Origin of the sequence: Psychroflexus montanilacus (assembly GCF_020164535.1) — a bacterium.
Lineage (GTDB): Bacteria > Bacteroidota > Bacteroidia > Flavobacteriales > Flavobacteriaceae > Psychroflexus > Psychroflexus montanilacus.
In genome coordinates this window covers 150,656-169,111 of sequence record NZ_JAIQZC010000004.1, presented here as the reverse complement: position 1 = coordinate 169,111, position 18,456 = coordinate 150,656, and the positions used below count along the sequence as shown (strand labels likewise).

The window sequence follows — 18,456 nt, the reverse complement described above, 5'->3', positions numbered from 1 at the left end:
ATGGAAAACATCATTCAAGTTAAAAATTTATCCAAAAGTTATAAGTCAGATAAGGTTCTAGACATAGAGGCTTTAGACATTCCTAAAGGGCAAAGTTTTGGATTGGTAGGAAATAACGGAGCAGGAAAAACTACTTTTTTTAGTTTGCTTCTGGATCTTATTCAGCCAACAACAGGACAAGTAGAAAATAAAGGGGTCATAGTGAGTCTAAGTGAAGAATGGAAACCGTATACTTCTTCATTTATAGATGAAAGTTTCTTGATAGGTTACCTTACTGCTGAAGAATATTTTTACTTCATTGGTGATTTACGAAATACATCTAAAGCTGAGGTTGACGAATTGCTGGCCGAATTTGCAGATTTTTTTCATGGAGAAATCCTGAATCAAAAGAAATACCTAAGAGACTTGTCTAAGGGTAACCAAAAAAAGGCTGGTATTGTTGCAGCACTCATAGGAAATCCAGAAGTAGTTATTCTGGACGAGCCTTTTGCTAATCTGGATCCTACAACTCAAATACGACTGAAGAAAATTATCAAAGACCTTTCGGCTCAAAAGCACGTTACAGTTTTAGTATCTAGTCATGACTTGATGCACGTTACCGAAGTTTGCGAGCGCGTGGTGGTGTTGGATAAAGGAGAAATTGTAAAGGATATTCACACAAGTGAGGCCACTCTGAAGGAACTAGAACTATACTTTGAAAGGTAATTTCTTTATTTAGCAATTTAAAAATGTAGGTTTTATAAAATCTATCTATTTTTACGACCACATACTATTGCTTATTTTTTTAAGTTATAAAAGGTAGATTAGATTTCATGCGCATTAAATTCCTTCTTTTAAGTATTCTTGGGCTTGTCCTTATTTTGTCATGCTCCAGAAAAAAAGACAAGTTCTTAAATAAGAATTTCCACGCAATGACTACCTACTACAATATTGTCTACAATGGCAATCTTGAGTTAGAGAAAGGAAAAGAGCAAGTGGAATCTAGTTATGTAGAGGATTACTGGAGTGTTTTGCCTGTTGAACGTATGGCAATTCAAAAAAGCAAGCCTAAACGCAATGCTAAAAATTCCAAAAAAAATCCTGAGGCTTCAGATAATTCTCCTTTTCAGATGGCTGAAGAGAAAGCAACAAAGTCTATTCAAAAACACTCAATGTTCATGGGTGGAAGGGAATTCAATCCACAAATAGATGAGGCTTTTTTACTTCTTGGTAAAGCCAGGTATTACGATCAAAGATTTGTGCCCGCCAAGGATGCTTTCAATTTTATCCTCAACCATTATCCGGAAAGCTCGACCATCAATGAAGCTAAAATCTGGGTTGAAAAAACTAACTTACGGCTGGAGTATTTTGATATGGCGATTGGCAATCTCGTTACCCTTATCAACACATCTGAGTTAACGCCTTTGGAACAATACGAGGCTTCAGCGACACTAGCTCAGGCTTATATATTTGAAGATCAAAAACGATTGGCGATTCCTCCCTTAAGAACTGCCATTGAAACTGCACCTGATGATGAAAAGAAAGGGAGGCTACTTTACATAAAAGCTCAGTTACACTCTTTGCTGGAAGAAAAAGATAGTGCTATAGCAAGTTTTGATGAAGTGATTAAACTGAATAGGAATTCACCACGTCGTTACATGATTCATTCAGAATTAGAAAAGCTAAGACTTAGAGGCTATGATGAGGCACTCTGGTATGAAACCGAAATGGCTTTTCAGGAATTGGCAGAAAACCGGGAGAATAGACCGTATTTAGACTTTATTCATTACGATAATGCAGTTTTCAGACTGGCCAAAGATTCAGTTGATTTGGCTATTGAGAAATTTAATAAATCCTTGCGAGAGCAACCTCGTGACAAATACTTAAAAAGTAGAAATTACCTCAATCTAGGTGAAATTTATTTCGATAAAGCTTCCTATGAAACATCTGGAAAATACTACGACAGCACATTGACAAATCTGGCAAAAAAAGGTTTGGAGTACAGACAGGTAAAAAGAAAGCGTGACAACCTGGACGATGTCATCAAGTTTGAAAGAATTGCAAAAGAGAACGATAGCATTTTGAACCTTGTCAATGCTCCAGAAGAAAAGCGCATACAAATTTTTGAAACTTATATAGAAAAACTTAAAGAGGAGGAGAAAAGCGTATTTGCAAAAAAGGGTACGTCTCAACCAGGAAATTCCAGGTTTGGTGCTCAAAAGAGTCGGATAGGTGGAGGACAGGCCAATTCTTCCAAGTTTTACTTTTACGATATTACTCAGAAACAAAGAGGGGAAGAATCCTTTAGAAAGACTTGGGGGAATATTGAACTGGCAGACGACTGGAGAAGAAGTCCATCTAGAAATTCTGGGATAAGCGACGAAGAGGCTGTCGTTGAGGAGAGCGTAAGACCTGAGTTTGACCCTCAAACCTACATAGCTCAAATCCCAACAGATGAAAGTGTGATTGATAGCATTTCAGACCAAAGAAACTTTGCTTATTATCAGCTTGGAATTATCTATAAAGAGAAATTCAAAAAATATGAGCTGGCTATCACAAAACTAACAGATCTACTTGAAAATGATCCCGAAGAAAGGCTTATAATTCCGTCAAAATATTACCTCTACAAGATTTATGACGAGACTGGGGATGAGAACCTAGCAGACAAATGGAAAAATGAAATTTTAAATCAGCACCCCGACTCAAGGTATGCCAGTATTCTAAGAAATCCAGACGCCTACAGAAATGCTGCAAACAACCCTAAGAATGTATACAATAGATTGTATAATGATTATAAGTCTGGAAATTACCAATATGTACTGAATGAAATTGAAACCTACACCAAGGTATTTGTAGGGAACTCAATTCTACCAAAACTTGAACTTCTCAAAGCTAGAGTTTTGGCGAAACTCGAAGGAGCTGTAGCTTATACAGAAGCGCTCAATTATGTCGCACTTACCTACCCACAGTCGCAGGAAGGGAAATATGCGCAAGAGCAGTATAATAAGCTGAAAAGAAAACCATTCTCTTCTCAATTTGACATGAAGCCAGACCCAAATGCTGAATATATTCTGGTTTATGATTTGTATAAAGAAGCTGATGAAGCCAAAATTGAAGAAATAAAAGCAAATTTAACTACTGCAATACAAAACGAAGAAGGACTAGATTTATCACTTAATGAAGATGTTTACAATCAAAATCAAACTTTTGTTACAATCAATGGTCTTAAAAGTAAACTTGGTGCTGAAGGTTTGGCAGAAAAGTTTATTGAAAATGCTATTATTGATAAAAGTTTCACTTATTTTGTGATAACTCAAAAGAACTATAAAGTTGCTCAGATCAATAAAAATCTTGATGAATATTTAGAAAAAACTAATTAAATATGTTTGCAGAAAAAAATAAACCCGTGAATTCAGATTTAGCAAAAGAACAAAACAAAATCGCTCAAGGAACTGTTTTTAAAGGTTCAATAGAATCTCAAGGTAGTTTTCGTATCGAAGGAAAAGTCGTTGGTAATATTAAAACTCCTGGTAAAATCGTAGTTGGCAAGACTGGCTATATAGAAGGAGAAATCGAATGTGAAAACGCAGATTTCGAGGGCGAATTCAAAGGAGAGCTAAAAGTCAGTAAACTTTTAACCCTTAGGGCTACTGCCAAAATTGAAGGAGAAGTGTTTACAGATAAACTTTCTATTGAACCAGGCGCAGTATTCAATGCTACTTGCAGCATGAAAGGTGCAGTAAAATCAATATCTGGAAATGCCAAAAAGGAACAATCAGCCTAACACTTGGTTGTATTTTTCTGGACTCGGTTTACAAATGGCTGTAGTTATTACCAGCTCTGTCTTTTTAGGAGTTTGGTTGGACGATACTTATGTCAACTCCTCTAAGGTATTTACGATTATATTATCTCTACTAGGTATTTTCATTGCTTTGGGACGAGTCATTATTTCACTTAAAAACTTTAAGGAATAAAGCATGAAGAAGATTTTTCAAAATCCTTACATATCCATATTACTTTTTTCAATCTTTATTATAGTGGTCCATTGGGTGATAGATTATGTATTTTCTATTGTCACCTATTACTCGCTGGTTTCAATTTATCTGTTTCATGTCATTTCAGCTTTAGCAGTTGCTGGCATCATCCAGTTGGTTTACTCAAATTTTAAGGATCAGGCTGGCTTAGCCTTTATGGCTACCAGTTTAGTAAAAATGCTAGCAGCAATCCTGTTTTTGCTTCCGGGATTTATTTCCGATGACAAGCCCAATTTTTCCAATATTCTCAATTTTTTTGTGCCCTATTTCTTGTTTTTAATATTTGAAGCTATTCAGGTTATCAAATTAATTAACCCAAAAGAATCTTCTGAAATTGATTAATTTTTAAAAAATAGCCTGAAAACGAATATTTTCTTGTTGAAAAAATATTTTTTCAAAGCTTTCATTTAAAATTAGAAAGTAAAAACTTACATTTGCACGAAATTTTCGAATTGATATTAAGTCAACTTTTTATGGCAACACACAAATCTTCAAAGATTACAGTGGCTTTATTGCTCATTCTTGTTTTGAATTCCTTTTCTTCTTTTGCTCAGATAGATACGGAAGAAGTTATTGATCAAAGTTTTAATCCTACAGAAATGATAATGCACCACATCAGTGATTCTCACGGGTGGCATTTTTTTGGTGAAGGTGAAGATTCTTTCACGCTTCCTTTACCGGTTATTTTGTGGACAGATAAGGGGTTGACTGGTTTCATGTCTAGTGAATTTCATCATGATGTAGAAGGCGAATATGTTGTAGAGTCAAACGGGCAAAACTTTGTGAATTATCATGAGAAAATTTATGTGTTGAATGAAGGTGAAGAGGCTTTAGAATTTGATGAAGAAACTCACGCAGCACTTAACGCCAATAGGCCTTTTGATATTTCGGTTACCAAAAATGTAGCCTCTATGTTGGTTTCCGTTTTACTTATGTTTGTTTTGTTCATAGGTCTAGCCAGACATTATAAAAAATCTAAAGCAGCACCTAAAGGCTTCAAGAATATATTGGAAACACTGGTTATTTTTGTAAGAGATGAGATTGCCAGACCACAAATAGGAGAGAAGAAATTCATGAAGTTCATGCCTTTTCTTTTAACTGTGTTTTTCTTTATCTGGATCTCCAACCTTATGGGATTGTTACCAGGTGCAGCCAACGTGACAGGAAACATCTCCATCACAATAGCTTTAGGGTTATTTACACTGGCTTTGATTTTGGTTAATGGAAATAAAGACTACTGGCAGCACGTTTTCTGGATGCCAGGCATTCCAACATTTGTAAAGCCAATTTTGGCTGTAGTTGAAATACTTGGGGTATTTATTAAGCCAATAGCGCTTATGATTCGTTTGTTTGCAAACATCACGGCCGGACACATTATTATTTTGAGTTTAATAGGATTGATTTTTATATTAGAAACAGCAGGAGTAGCATTTATTTCGGTCCCATTTGCTTTGTTTATCACAGTTTTAGAATTACTAGTTGCATTTTTGCAAGCATTTATATTTACCATGCTGTCGGCTCTATTTATAGGAATGGCAGTGCAAGAACATGAACATCATTAATCTTTAATTTTTAATATTTATTTACTATGGAATTATTACACGTAGGACTTGCAGCTTTAGGAGCTGGATTAGCAGTTTTGGGAGGAGCAATTGGTGTTGGTAAAATCGGTGGTGCCGCAATGGAGGCCATCGCTCGCCAGCCAGAAGCTTCTGGAAAAATCCAGACCGCTATGATTATCGCAGCTGCACTTGTAGAGGGTGTTGCTCTTTTTGGAGTAGTTGCTGCTTTACTTGGGGTTTTAACCTCTTAAGAATGATGAAAAACCCTCATAACCAACGGTTGGTTGGGTGAGGGTTTTATTTTTATTTTAAAACTATTATTACATAACATATGGAACTAATTACTCCAGAATACGGTTTATTTGTTTGGCAAGTTGTTGTCCTTATCATCTTAATTTTCTTGTTGACGAAGTTCGCTTGGAAACCTGTGATGAAAGCTGTTGGTGAAAGAGAAGATTCGATTAATGATGCTTTGGCTTCAGCAGAAAAGGCTAAGGAAGAAATGGCCAACCTGAAGGCAGATAATGAAAAAATGCTTCAACAAGCCAGAGCAGAAAGAGATGAAATGCTGAAGGAGGCTCAAGAAATGAAAAAGTCAATTATCGCTGAAGCAACTGAAGATGCCAATGAAAAGGCGGAACGAATTCTAGAGAAAGCTCAGACGACTATACAAAGCGAAAAGAAAATAGCTCTCGCAGAAATTAAATCTCAAGTAGCAGAACTATCTGTTCAGATTGCTGAATCAGTTGTGAAAAAACAACTGGATGACAAGAAAGAGCAAATGAACCTGGTGGATAAAATGCTTGAAGACGTAAAACTTAACTAATTAACTCACATGGGAAGTAGAGCAGGAAAACGTTATGCTAAAGCCATCATTGAGTTGGCTCAGGAGGAGAAAGTGGTAGATAAAGTTCTTGCGAATTTTAATACCATCAACTCTACAATTTCCAATCATAAAGATTTGAAACACTTACTTTCAAGTCCTTTGATAGAAGTGAGTAAAAAGGAATCTATTCTTTTGGAAGTGTTTAGTGCCACTGAATCTTTAGTGCAAAAGTTGATCAAAACCCTCGCAGATAATAATAGAATAGAATTATTACAACACGTTTCACAAGAATATATTGAACTTTATAATGCGATCCATCACATTCAATCTGCCACAGTAATTACAGCAGTTGAAATGACTAAAGACATCGAAGATAAAATTCAGAATAAAATACAAGAAATTACAGGTTACACTGCTAATCTAACCAACCAAGTCGATGAATCAATTCTTGGTGGATTTATACTCAGGTTGAAAGACCTTCAGTACGACGCAAGTGTTTCCGGAAGTCTTAACCGATTCAAAAGACAATTATCATAATACTAAACGGTATGTATTTACCATTTAATGCAAAATAAATTATGGCTGAAGTAAACTCTGCTGAAGTTTCAGCAATCTTAAAAAAGCAAATCTCTGGTTTCGAATCTGAAACCTCTTTGGATGAAGTAGGAACAGTTCTAAGGGTTGGTGATGGAATTGCCAATGTTTATGGTTTAACCAATGCACAACTTGGTGAACTTGTAGAATTTGATGGAGGACTTAATGGAATGGTGCTTAACCTTGAAGAGGACACTGTAGGTGTTGTTCTTCTTGGCAAGTCCAATGACATAAATGAAGGTGATTCTGTGAAAAGAACCAAGAAGATTTCCTCGATTCAAGTTGGTGAAGGCATTGTAGGCCGTGTTGTAAATACATTGGGTGAAACCATCGATGGAAAAGGTGACATAGAAGGAGAAACCTTCTTGATGCCTATCGAAAGAAAAGCACCAGGTGTTATTTACAGAGAGCCTGTTACAGAGCCAATGCAGACTGGTATCAAATCTATCGATGCCATGGTACCTGTAGGTAGAGGGCAAAGAGAATTGGTTATTGGTGATAGACAGACGGGTAAAACTTCTGTTTGTATCGATACCATTCTTAACCAAAAAGAATTTTACGACAAAGGAGAGCCAGTTTACTGTATTTATGTAGCTATCGGACAAAAAGCATCTACAGTGGCAGGTATAGCCAACCTTTTGGAAGAAAGAGGTGCTTTGGCTTATACAACTATTGTCGCTGCCAATGCTTCAGATCCTGCAGCAATGCAGGTATACGCTCCGCTAGCTGGTGCAGCGATTGGAGAGTACTTTAGAGATACAGGACGTCCAGCGCTTATAATTTATGATGATTTATCAAAACAAGCAGTAGCTTACCGTGAAGTGTCCTTATTGTTGAGAAGACCTCCAGGTCGTGAAGCTTATCCTGGTGATGTATTTTACTTGCACTCCAGATTATTGGAGCGTTCTGCAAAAATCATCAACGATGATGGGATTGCTAGCCAAATGAACGATTTACCAGAAGCTTTGAAAGGTAAAGTAAAAGGAGGAGGTTCTTTAACCGCACTTCCAATTATTGAAACTCAAGCCGGTGACGTTTCTGCCTACATTCCTACCAACGTGATTTCGATTACGGATGGACAGATCTTCTTAACTTCAGATTTATTCAACTCTGGTGTAAGACCAGCGATTGATGTGGGTATTTCTGTATCACGTGTGGGAGGTTCCGCTCAAATTAAATCGATGAAAAAGGTAGCTGGTACGTTGAAGCTTGACCAGGCACAATATAGAGAACTTGAAGCCTTTGCCAAATTTGGATCAGATTTGGATGCGTCGACTCAAAATACTATTGAAAAAGGTAAGCGTAACGTGGAGATTTTAAAACAAGCAGAGGCAAGCCCATTTGCTGTTGAAGATCAAATCGCGATCGTTTACGCAGGAACTAAAAACTTGATGAGATCGGTTCCTGTAGATAAAATCAAAGAATTTGAAAAAGACTATCTGTCTTATTTGAATTCAAAACACAGAGATGTTCTAGATCAATTAAAGGCTGGTAAATTGACAGATGAAATTACTGATGCATTGACAAGTGCAGCCAAAGAAATCTCTGCAAAATACAAAGCATAACGTTTAATACCAATAAACAATTGCTAAGGACATTAATCAGTCAAATTTGTATAATTTATGGCTAATTTAAAGGAATTAAGAAGTAGGATTACATCGGTATCCTCAACAATGCAGATCACCAGTGCTATGAAAATGGTTTCTGCTGCAAAGTTGAATCGCGCTCAAAATGCGATTGAGGATATGCGTCCTTATGCCGAGAAACTTACTGAATTATTACAAAACTTAAGTGCTTCTCTGGATAGCGATACTAGTAGTCCTTATTCAGACCAGCGTGATGTAGATTCAGTATTGATAGTGGCCATATCTTCCAACAGAGGATTGGCAGGAGCTTTTAATACAAACATCATCAAAAGAGTAAGAAGTCTTGCTGAGGAGACTTATCCAAGTAAGAATGTGAAAATTCTTAGCATAGGTAAAAAAGCGGGTGATGTACTGAAGAAAAAGTATGATATAGAAGGAAGTTATAATGATATCTATGATGACCTAACTTATGATGCTGTTTCTGAAATCGCTGATGAATTGATGACGTATTTCAAAACTGAAAAGTTTGATAAAATTGAGCTGGTGTATAACAGCTTTAAAAATGCCGCGACTCAAATTATCACTAAAGAGCAGTTTCTTCCGATTAAGCCTGCTAGTGCAAAAGAAGGTGAAGGTCTATCTTCAGACTATATTTTTGAGCCAGGTAAAACTGAAATTGTCGAAGATTTAATTCCAAAATCTTTAAAGATTCAATTGTTTAAAGCCATTCGAGATTCTGTTGCTTCAGAACACGGAGCAAGAATGACGGCGATGCATAAGGCTACAGACAATGCCACGGAGTTGAGAGATGATTTGAAATTATCTTATAATAAAGCAAGACAAGCATCGATTACTAATGAAATTTTGGAGATTGTAGCAGGAGCAGAAGCTTTAGCAGATAAATAATCAAAATGATGATTCTATAACTACTAAGAAAAACCTCTGTCAAGAGGTTTTTTTGTTTGTAGACTTAAGACAGCTAACAACTATAGCTCACATCTTTATAATAAAATGTATTTTTGGCGTTTTTAATTAAAACAAATATGCTCAAACCTTTTCAACTTCGTATTTACTTTCTGTTATTGGGTGTTCTTATTCTATCCTGTAATGATGATGTTGAAGACCCTTCCGAAGTAGAAACCGAAAAGGTAGAGGTAGAAAAAATGCCTGAACCTAAAGTCTTTGGTTTTACTCTAAGCGATTACGAAGTTGTTTTTGATACTGTCAAACGTGGAGAAACCTTTGGGACTATTATGGACAGTCATGGTGTGAGTCCAGCAAAAGTATACCAACTTACAGAAGGTATCCCAGATTCTGTGATGAATTTTAAAAGGATTAATTACGGTAAACCTTATGTTATTTTAAAAAGTAAAGATACAACTCAGCGTGTTGAGCATTTTGTCTATCAAAAATCAAAAATCAATTATGCGGTCATAAGTCTGGATAGTGTGAAAGGCGAGGCTAAATCTAAGCCTGTCACCATAAAACAAAAGTCCACCTCTGGTGTCATTTCTTCATCGCTTTCAGCTGCCATAGATGAAGCAGGCTTAGACTACTTATTAACCAATCGCTTTGCAGACATTTACCAATGGAGTGTTGACTTTTTTAAACTTCAGAAAGGGGATCAATTTAAATTGATTTATAAAGAAAAATACATTGATGATACTATTTATGCAGGTTTGCAAAGTATAGACGCTGCAGTGTTGAAGCATAAGGGAAGGGAGTTTTATGCGTTTGATTTTGAAATTGATTCTACAACGGGACGTACTGATTACTTTGATGAAAATGCAAAGACACTTCGAAGTTTCTTTTTGAAAGCTCCGCTCAAGTTTAGCAGAATTTCTTCAAGATATACGGGTAGACGTTTTCATCCGGTCCAAAAACGCTGGAAAGCACATAAAGGAACGGATTACGCAGCAAGCACAGGAACTCCCATTTGGTCTACAGCAGATGGGGTTGTGACAAAAGCAAGTTATACCAGAGGAAACGGCAATTATGTAAAGATTAGGCATACCAATAAATATTCCACGCAATACTTGCACATGTCAAGGCGTGCTGTAAAAGCAGGACAATACGTTAAGCAGGGGGAAATCATTGGTTATGTAGGACAAACAGGCTTAGCTACAGGACCTCATGTGTGTTATCGCTTTTGGGTGAATGGCAGACAAGTAGATCCATACAAACAAGATTTGCCAGATGCTGAACCTATGAAAGAAGAACTCAAGCCCTCATATTTTGAGTTTATTACCCCGCTTAAAGCCAAAATTGACGAAGTTGAGTACAAAGAAGTCATTTAGTCTTTTGCCCTCTCATGTTCAATTTTTCAATTTTCCCAATAATACTGAAGCGTATTAGTTAATAGATTAACTATTCAAAAGTTTTTACATCCTTCTATCCAGAGTTTGGTATAATCTAGATTTAATTTTTTAACAGTGTTTCTTAACATTGGCTTAATATTAGAACTTTCTATCTGAAGTTTCTTTGCACCTGAAATATAAACAAAAAACAAATTTCAAATGAAAAAATTGTTACTTGGCTTATTCTTGATTATGGGAGTAGGTATTTATGCACAAGGGGTGACCACGTCATCTATGAGTGGTAAGATTACAGACAGCGCAGGAGAACCTTTACCTGGTGACAATGTACTTGCTGTACACACGCCAACTGGGACAGAATATGGTGTTGTGACCGATTTTGATGGCTACTACCGTATCTCAAACATGAGAACAGGTGGACCATACACATTGAGTATCACTTATGTTGGTTTTGAAGACATTAGATTAGATGGTATTTTCTTAAATCTTGGTGATACTGAGAGGATCAGCAGACAAATGAGTGAATCTGATAATGCTTTGGATGAAGTCATTATTTCTGCTTCTAGAAACGGCGTTTTCGATTCAGGACAACAAGGGTCTAACACTAATATTTCTAACAGAGAGATTTTAAATTTACCTTCTGCGACTCGTTCTCTTGGAGATTTTATTAGAAAAACTCCTGAAGCTCAAGTTGGTGAAAACGGTAGTATATCTTTAGCTGGTCAAAACAACAGGTATAACTCTATTTATCTTGATGGTGCTGTAAATAATGATGCGTTTGGATTAGCTGCATCTGGTACCAATGGTGGACAAACAGGTGTGAGTCCTATTTCTATTGATGCAATTGAATCTTTCCAGGTGAACTTGTCTCCATTTGACGTAAGACAGTCTGGTTTTGCTGGTGGATCTATCAATGCTATTACGCGTTCTGGTACAAACAATACCGAAGGATCTGCTTACTACTACCTAAGAAACCAAGACTTAGCTGGTAAAACACCTACTGCTATAAGTGAAGATGATAGAGAAAGATTAAATGATTTCTCAGCAGAATTATTTGGTGCAAGAGTTGGTGGGGCATTAGTAAAAGATAAATTATTTTACTTTATCAACTACGAAAGACAAGTAGAAGAAACTCCTCAGCCATTTATTTTTGATAGGTATAATGGTGATACAGACAGACAAGGCTTTACGAATTTAAGACAAGGTCTAATTGATACTTACGGCTACGATCCAGGTGTATTTGATAACAATCCAGAAGAATTGATAAGTGATAAGTTAACTACACGTATTGACTGGAATATCAACGACAACAACAGCTTAACGTTTAGAAATAGTTATGTTAAAGCTGAAAATACAAGCCCAAGACAAAGTAATGATAACTTTATCAACTACAGTAATAGAGGTGTATTTTTCCCTTCTAGAACAAATTCAACGACTTTAGAGTGGAAAACAACAAACGGTTCAGATTTGTCTAACAACTTATTGATTGCTTACACAGATGTTTTAGATGATAGAGATCCTACAGGAAATCCATTTCCTGCTGTCAGAATAGATGACGGTTCAGGAAATATATTTTTGGGTTCTGAACCTTTTTCAACAGCGAATTTACTTGAACAAAAGGTTCTGAATATAACTAATAACCTTGAATACTATACTGGACGCCACAAGTTAACTTTTGGTGTTAACTTTGAATACTTTGACTCAAAAAATGTATTCTTTAGACAAAACTTTGGAGATTATAGATTTAGATCTGTAGCTGATTTTAATACTTACCTTGATGGAATTGATGGAAATGAAGCTCCAGCTCGTTTTTATTCAAGAGGATATTCCTTACAGGGAGGTACCGGTGATAATTCTGAAGGTGCAGCCGAATTTGCTTATTCTCAGCTTGGGTTTTATGCTCAGGATGATGTAGATCTTTCAGATGATTTCAGATTAAGTCTTGGTCTTCGTATCGATCTACCATTCTTTGATGATGGTCTTGCTAATGATGATTTCAACACAAGATCTGTAGCTTTATTAGAAGCTAATGGTAAAGATTTACAAGGAGCGAGAGTAGGACAAGGAATTGATACTCAAGTTCACTTTTCTCCAAGGCTTGGATTTAACTGGGATATTGGTGGAACTAAACAAACCCAGGTAAGAGGTGGTGCAGGTGTATTTACCTCTAGAATACCATTAGTATGGCCAGGTGGAGCATACAACAATAACGGTGTAACAGCAGGCTTTGTAAATCAGAACTTAATACCTGGAGATATCTTCTTTAGTGGTGATCCTTTTGATCAGCCTGTACAGCCAGGTGCTGAGCCAGGAACTGGTGCTACAGGTGGCCAAATAGATATCTTTTCTCCAGATTTCAAGTTACCACAGGTTGCTAAGTACAACATAGCGATAGATCAAAAGTTACCAATTTGGAACTTAATAGCTTCAGGAGAGTTTTTATATAATGATGTGCTTAATGCTGTTTTTTATGAAAACTTGAACATTAGAGGTCCTGTTGGAAGACTAAACGGTGCAGATAACAGACCTTATTACGATCAAGGTGATTTAATTGATGATAACTATTCAGGTATTTTCTTAGGTTCAAATACTAGTGAAGGTTATTCTTACAATGCAACATTCAAATTGACTAAGCCTTTCCAAAATGGTTTTGCAGGTCAAATAGCATATACTTACGGAGACTCATATGACATTTTTCCAGGAACTTCTTCTCAAAACTCTTCACAATGGAATGGGTTAGAGACTGTCAACGGTAAAAATGCAAATCCAGGAATTCAACGTTCAGGTTTTGCTGGAGGATCTAGAATCCAGGCTAATGTTTCTTACGAACATGAATGGAATAATAATGTAAAGAGTACTGTATCTTTATTTTACTCTGGTCAACAAGGATCACCATTTACTTATTTATACCAAAGTAACACGAATCTTATAAATGATTCTAACGATGATGAGGCTTTGATTTATATTCCTAGAGATGCCTCTGAAATTACTTTTGTTGGAACACCAACTGAGCAGCAAGAGCAGTGGGAAGCATTTAATAGTTATATCAACTCAAGTGATTATTTAAGTGAGAGAAGAGGACAATACTCTGAACGTAATGGAGACTTCGGTCCATGGAGCCATATTGTGGATCTTAAATTCCTACAGGATTTTAGCTTAGATTTTAATAACAAAAAGCATACCTTCCAATTATCCTTCGATATTTTCAATTTTACAAATTTCATCAACGAGGATTGGGGAAGACGTCCATTCATACCAGGAAGTTTAGGTATCTTGACTGTTGAAGAAGGTGGTCCTGATCCAGAATTTAGCTTCAACGCTGATAGATTCCAGTCTGAGGAAGATGTCATTAACTTTGATGATTCAGGTATTCTTTCTTCAAGATGGCAAATGCAAGTTGGTTTAAGATATATCTTTAACTAACGAGAAAGTTTTTAAAACTTATATTTCATAAGAGATCCGCCTAAAGCGGATCTCTTTTTTTTTTACAATTAATTCAAACTTGTCTTAAGCTAGGTTGGGTTTTTTCTTGTAATTTTAACTCAGATTATGTAATAGGTATTCGTTATGAGGTTTCTATATACAATAAAATCAAGGGTTTCTCGAGTGAGGCATAGCATCGCTATGGTGATTGAGAGAAATGCAGCTTGGCGGTTGATTTTGAAGTAAATTGAAACCGGAATAGTATTTCTATTGCATAACCTGGGTTTAACCAAGTCTATGATTAACAAGCGTCTCCTTATTAAAAATCTTCTTGCTCACAATGGTGAGAATAGTTTCTACGACAAGAAATTGCGTGTGGATATTGGGAGCAGAGAAGGAAAAGCCAAGTTCCTAAAGCACGTTTGTTCGCTTTCCAATACCAATCCAAATAATAACTCTTATATCGTCATTGGAATACAAGATGAAGACAATCAAATTGTTGGCGTAGATTTTTTTGATGACAGTAAGATCCAAAATCTGGTCAACGCCTATTTGGAACACCCGCCAATTGTTTCATACGAGAACGTGCAGTTTCCGCATTTGCCAGACGATAAAGTGGTAGGGCTGGTATCGATAAGGCCTAAAAAGGATAACAGCATCTGTGCCCTAAGAAAGAACATCTGGAAATACTGGGGCGGGACCGTTTTTATGCGAGAAGGAAGTATCAGTAAGCCTAAAGTCTTTGATATCGAAATCAAAGACATCAATTCTGAAATTGTTGCTGCTATAGAACAAAACTCACAGAACAATATTGAATTAACCCTCGATGGCTTTCACGATTTCATTTTGAAAAGCCGTGATTTTGACCCAAAATACAAAGTCTTCAAGGAATATTTTGTGCTCTGCTGGGCTGCTAAACCTAAAACCGTTGGCGACAAAACCTTTTATTCAAGAGTAAATATTCAGTTGATTAACGAGCAGGTAAAGCTCTTTTATTCAGATTTAGATGAAGTTGAAATTCAATATGACGATGATAAATTTGAGATTTTAGAATATGTGCATTTAGGACTCCAGAACAAATTTCAATATTATCCTTTAGAAAAGGTGTCCATTCAGTTTAGAGATAATATGCATTATGATATCGAGTCACAACTGATTTTTGAACCGCCGCAATTCGACCAAAAAACGCTTAGACATTATCTCAATCATAATGATAGTCTATTGAAAAAGCTTAAAAAGAAGTTAGCGCTAAATTCAGCAGAAAGGAGCGAACTCGTCAATATGTCTACCATTTACCTTATTGCCTACCTCAATGGGTTTGAAAATTCATTAGAAAAACTCGAAGAAGCTAAACCTTTACTGAAACAAATTCAGAAGAAAGCTTACCAACGGCTTAAGGATAATATGAGAATCTTAAGAAAAATAAAATACAGTTAGAATGAGCAGAACACTTGTAATAGGTGATATACATGGAGGCTTCAAAGCCTTAGAACAAGTATTGGAGCGCGCTCAAGTCTCCAGCAAAGATCAACTTATATTCTTGGGAGATTATGTCGATGGCTGGAGTGGTACTCCAGAGTTGTTGTCTTACCTTATTCAATTGAAAGAAGAACAAGATTGCATTTTTATACGTGGTAATCACGATGATTTGGTTTTAGGCTGGTTTCACACAGGTGAGTCAAACCCCAAATGGCTTCAACATGGTGGAGACAGCACTGCCAAAGCCTATCAAAATATAAGTTCTACGATTAAAGATTTGCACCGTCAATTTTTAGAAAACTTAATCAATTATTATGTAGATAAACAAAACCGTTTGTTTCTACACGCTGGATTTGCCAATATGCACGGTCCAGATTCAGAATTCTACCCCAATACAGTTTATTGGGACCGTACCCTATGGGAAATGGTCCTGGCCATGGATTCCTCTCTGAAGCCAGAGGACGATTTCTATCCCGATAGACTGAAGTTGTTTAAGGAAATATACATCGGTCATACCCCTACCACACGTATTGGAAAAACTGAGCCCATCCATCTTGCCAACGTTTGGAATGTAGATACGGGAGCGGCTTTTAAAGGGCCTGTTACGGCTTTAGATATCGATACCAAAGAGTTTTGGCAAAGCGATCCGGTTTATAAGTTGTATCCTAATGAATCAGGGCGGAATAAAGATTAACAGAGGATAACCTCAGTTCGATTTGTTTTTATGTGATGAATATAAATCGAAGAAAACACCCCTATCATCGCCTCAAGGGGATAAGGATATTTCCTCCCTTGAGACAGTCTGCCTGCGTTTTCTATCAAGGTGGATGTCTAATCTTAAAAACAAATACTTGATTTTACTTTCGAAGTCAGCTTAATATCGAAATGATCTTTTCTTTTATTTTTTTCGACGAAATTCCTGCTAACTCATAGAGTTCATCGGTATTGCCGTGTTCTATAAATCGATCGGGAATTCCCATTTTATGAATATTGCCTTTGTAATGACAGGTCTGGGCAAATTCCAAAATGGCATCGCCAAACCCGCCTTTCACCGTCCCGTCTTCAACAGTAATAACGTTCTGAAATTTCTCAAATACAGATCTTAGTAAATCTTCATCCAAGGGTTTTAAAAATCTCAAATCGTAATGCGCTATGCTGAACTTGCCACCGAAAGCCTTGATGCTTTTTGATACATTGCCTGATGTGCTTCCTAAACTTAACACAGCCAGCTTTTCGCCTTCTAAAAGGCATCTCCCCTTGCCAATGTCGAGTTTTTCGAAAGGCTTTTGCCAGTCTTTTATCTCACCTCTTCCCCGGGGATAACGAATCGCTATAGGGTGTTCTAGGTCCTGAGTGGCTGTATATAGAAGCTGTCTCAGTTCAATGGCATCTGCTGGTGCTGCTATAATCAAATTGGGGATACAGCGCAAAAACGCTAAATCAAAAACGCCATGATGCGTCGCCCCGTCATTACCGACCAAACCAGCTCTATCAATACAAAAAATAACGGGTAGGTTTTGTAAGGCTACATCATGAATCAGCTGGTCGTAAGCCCGCTGCAAAAAGGTAGAGTAAATTGTACAAAAGACTTTATGCCCCTGGGTGGCCATACCAGCCGCTAGCGTTACGGCATGTTGCTCGGCAATGCCCACATCAAACGCTCTGTCTGGAAATGCATCCATCATATACTTCAGCGAACTTCCGGTAGGCATGGCAGGAGTAATACCCACAACTTTATCATCAGTTTTAGCCAGTTCCAATATCGTCAGACCAAATACATCCTGAAATTTAGGAGGTAAATTCTGGTTGTTTTTAGGCAGGACTTCACCGGTGGCTTTATCGAATTTGCCAGGCGCATGGTATTTCACCTGGTCTTCTTCGGCCTGTTTTAAGCCTTTGCCTTTTTTGGTGATGACATGCAAAAGTTTTGGGCCTTGTTTGGTTTTTAGACTTTCAAAGGCTTTTAAAAGTTCGGGTAAATCATGCCCGTCAATCGGACCTTCGTAATGAAAATTTAAGGCCTCAATGATATTATCCTGTGATGGTTTTTTGCCAATTTTAGCTTTGGTCAGATAAGTTTTTAGGGCACCAACGCTGGGATCAATACCGATAGCGTTATCGTTGAGAACGATCAAAAGATTAGCCTTGGTCATCCCGGCATGATTTAAGCCTTCAAAGGCCATCCCTGAAGCTATGGAAGCATCTCCAATCACTGCAATGTGGTGTTTGTTAACATCTCCTTTCAACTGAGATGAAATCGCCATGCCTAAAGCTGCAGAAATTGAGGTGGAACTATGGCCGGTGCCAAAGGTGTCGTAAATGCTTTCTTCCCGTTTAGGAAATCCAGAAATACCATTGAGTGTTCTATTGGTTTCAAATACTTCCCGACGACTCGTTAGGATTTTATGACCGTAAGCCTGATGGCCTACATCCCAAACCAAAAGGTCTTTTGGGGTTTCAAAACAATAATGCAAAGCAATGGTCAGTTCTACCACACCCAAACTCGCGCCTAAGTGTCCTTCTTTCGTGGAAACAACATCAATAATGAAGTCCCTGAGTTCTTGAGCGACTTGGGTTAACCGATCCTGATTTAACTGCCTTAGATCTGCAGGTGAGTTAATCGTTGAAAGCAAAGTTTTACTCATGATACAAATTTAC

At 37.1% G+C, this 18,456-nt stretch carries 16 protein-coding genes; 15 read left to right on the top strand and 1 reads right to left on the bottom strand.

Annotation, left to right across the window (positions count from 1 at the left end; translation table 11 throughout):
- From LB454_RS11745 to LB454_RS11675, 15 genes are all read left to right on the top strand, one after another.
- On the top strand, positions 1-705 hold the full coding sequence (locus LB454_RS11745) for an ABC transporter ATP-binding protein (RefSeq protein WP_224464866.1): 705 nt from the start codon (positions 1-3) through the stop codon (positions 703-705).
- A 107-nt stretch (positions 706-812) separates the two neighbouring features.
- Positions 813-3,359 carry a type IX secretion system periplasmic lipoprotein PorW/SprE gene (gene porW, locus LB454_RS11740; RefSeq protein WP_456099733.1) on the top strand — a complete coding sequence of 849 codons (2,547 nt, stop codon included), beginning with the start codon at positions 813-815 and terminating at the stop codon, positions 3,357-3,359.
- 2 nt (positions 3,360-3,361) lie between these two features.
- The gene (locus LB454_RS11735; RefSeq protein WP_224464864.1) at positions 3,362-3,763 is read left to right on the top strand and encodes a bactofilin family protein; all 402 of its coding nucleotides are present in this window, start codon (positions 3,362-3,364) and stop codon (positions 3,761-3,763) included.
- Positions 3,738-3,953, top strand: coding sequence for an AtpZ/AtpI family protein (locus tag LB454_RS11730; RefSeq protein WP_224464863.1), 216 nt, complete (start codon positions 3,738-3,740; stop codon positions 3,951-3,953). Before LB454_RS11735 ends, LB454_RS11730 begins: the two co-directional genes overlap by 26 nt.
- 3 nt (positions 3,954-3,956) lie before the next feature.
- Positions 3,957-4,355, top strand: a complete 399-nt coding sequence (locus LB454_RS11725; protein ID WP_224464862.1) for a DUF6168 family protein — start codon at positions 3,957-3,959, stop codon at positions 4,353-4,355.
- 131 nt (positions 4,356-4,486) lie between these two features.
- On the top strand, positions 4,487-5,575 hold the full coding sequence (gene atpB, locus LB454_RS11720) for a F0F1 ATP synthase subunit A (RefSeq protein ID WP_224464861.1): 1,089 nt from the start codon (positions 4,487-4,489) through the stop codon (positions 5,573-5,575).
- Positions 5,576-5,601: 26 nt separating this feature from the next.
- Complete coding sequence (atpE, locus tag LB454_RS11715; protein WP_224464860.1) at positions 5,602-5,826, top strand: ATP synthase F0 subunit C; 225 nt, start codon at positions 5,602-5,604, stop codon at positions 5,824-5,826.
- Between the two features lie 80 nt (positions 5,827-5,906).
- Positions 5,907-6,401: a F0F1 ATP synthase subunit B gene (locus tag LB454_RS11710; protein ID WP_224464859.1), complete on the top strand. Its 495-nt coding sequence runs from the start codon at positions 5,907-5,909 to the stop codon at positions 6,399-6,401.
- Positions 6,402-6,410: 9 nt separating this feature from the next.
- On the top strand, positions 6,411-6,938 hold the full coding sequence (atpH, locus tag LB454_RS11705) for an ATP synthase F1 subunit delta (RefSeq protein WP_224464858.1): 528 nt from the start codon (positions 6,411-6,413) through the stop codon (positions 6,936-6,938).
- Positions 6,939-6,979: 41 nt separating this feature from the next.
- Positions 6,980-8,560, top strand: coding sequence for a F0F1 ATP synthase subunit alpha (atpA, locus tag LB454_RS11700; RefSeq protein WP_224464857.1), 1,581 nt, complete (start codon positions 6,980-6,982; stop codon positions 8,558-8,560).
- A gap of 57 nt (positions 8,561-8,617) precedes the next feature.
- Positions 8,618-9,487 carry an ATP synthase F1 subunit gamma gene (gene atpG / locus LB454_RS11695; RefSeq protein WP_224464856.1) on the top strand — a complete coding sequence of 290 codons (870 nt, stop codon included), beginning with the start codon at positions 8,618-8,620 and terminating at the stop codon, positions 9,485-9,487.
- Positions 9,488-9,624: 137 nt separating this feature from the next.
- Positions 9,625-10,878, top strand: a complete 1,254-nt coding sequence (locus tag LB454_RS11690) for a peptidoglycan DD-metalloendopeptidase family protein (RefSeq protein ID WP_224464855.1) — start codon at positions 9,625-9,627, stop codon at positions 10,876-10,878.
- A 219-nt stretch (positions 10,879-11,097) separates the two neighbouring features.
- Positions 11,098-14,319 (top strand): TonB-dependent receptor, encoded by a 3,222-nt coding sequence (locus tag LB454_RS11685; protein ID WP_224464854.1) that lies wholly within the window; start codon positions 11,098-11,100, stop codon positions 14,317-14,319.
- 297 nt (positions 14,320-14,616) lie between these two features.
- Positions 14,617-15,756: an ATP-binding protein gene (locus tag LB454_RS11680; protein WP_224464853.1), complete on the top strand. Its 1,140-nt coding sequence runs from the start codon at positions 14,617-14,619 to the stop codon at positions 15,754-15,756.
- Position 15,757: 1 nt separating this feature from the next.
- Positions 15,758-16,492, top strand: a complete 735-nt coding sequence (locus LB454_RS11675) for a metallophosphoesterase family protein (RefSeq protein ID WP_224464852.1) — start codon at positions 15,758-15,760, stop codon at positions 16,490-16,492.
- Positions 16,493-16,667: 175 nt separating this feature from the next.
- Here the strand turns inward: LB454_RS11675 and LB454_RS11670 are convergent, their stop codons facing one another.
- The gene (locus LB454_RS11670) at positions 16,668-18,443 is read right to left on the bottom strand and encodes a 1-deoxy-D-xylulose-5-phosphate synthase (protein ID WP_224464851.1); all 1,776 of its coding nucleotides are present in this window, start codon (positions 18,441-18,443) and stop codon (positions 16,668-16,670) included.
- Positions 18,444-18,456 lie beyond the last annotated feature (13 nt).

Coding starts and splice junctions, on each gene's coding strand:
- atpB (WP_224464861.1), top strand. CDS start 4,487: ATGGCAACACACAAATCTTCAAAGATTACAGTGGCTTTATTGCTCATT.
- LB454_RS11745 (WP_224464866.1), top strand. CDS start 1: ATGGAAAACATCATTCAAGTTAAAAATTTATCCAAAAGTTATAAGTCA.
- atpA (WP_224464857.1), top strand. CDS start 6,980: ATGGCTGAAGTAAACTCTGCTGAAGTTTCAGCAATCTTAAAAAAGCAA.
- atpE (WP_224464860.1), top strand. CDS start 5,602: ATGGAATTATTACACGTAGGACTTGCAGCTTTAGGAGCTGGATTAGCA.
- LB454_RS11690 (WP_224464855.1), top strand. CDS start 9,625: ATGCTCAAACCTTTTCAACTTCGTATTTACTTTCTGTTATTGGGTGTT.
- atpG (WP_224464856.1), top strand. CDS start 8,618: ATGGCTAATTTAAAGGAATTAAGAAGTAGGATTACATCGGTATCCTCA.
- porW (WP_456099733.1), top strand. CDS start 813: ATGCGCATTAAATTCCTTCTTTTAAGTATTCTTGGGCTTGTCCTTATT.
- LB454_RS11735 (WP_224464864.1), top strand. CDS start 3,362: ATGTTTGCAGAAAAAAATAAACCCGTGAATTCAGATTTAGCAAAAGAA.
- LB454_RS11685 (WP_224464854.1), top strand. CDS start 11,098: ATGAAAAAATTGTTACTTGGCTTATTCTTGATTATGGGAGTAGGTATT.
- LB454_RS11725 (WP_224464862.1), top strand. CDS start 3,957: ATGAAGAAGATTTTTCAAAATCCTTACATATCCATATTACTTTTTTCA.
- atpH (WP_224464858.1), top strand. CDS start 6,411: ATGGGAAGTAGAGCAGGAAAACGTTATGCTAAAGCCATCATTGAGTTG.
- LB454_RS11675 (WP_224464852.1), top strand. CDS start 15,758: ATGAGCAGAACACTTGTAATAGGTGATATACATGGAGGCTTCAAAGCC.
- LB454_RS11680 (WP_224464853.1), top strand. CDS start 14,617: ATGATTAACAAGCGTCTCCTTATTAAAAATCTTCTTGCTCACAATGGT.
- LB454_RS11670 (WP_224464851.1), bottom strand. CDS start 18,443: ATGAGTAAAACTTTGCTTTCAACGATTAACTCACCTGCAGATCTAAGG.
- LB454_RS11730 (WP_224464863.1), top strand. CDS start 3,738: ATGCCAAAAAGGAACAATCAGCCTAACACTTGGTTGTATTTTTCTGGA.
- LB454_RS11710 (WP_224464859.1), top strand. CDS start 5,907: ATGGAACTAATTACTCCAGAATACGGTTTATTTGTTTGGCAAGTTGTT.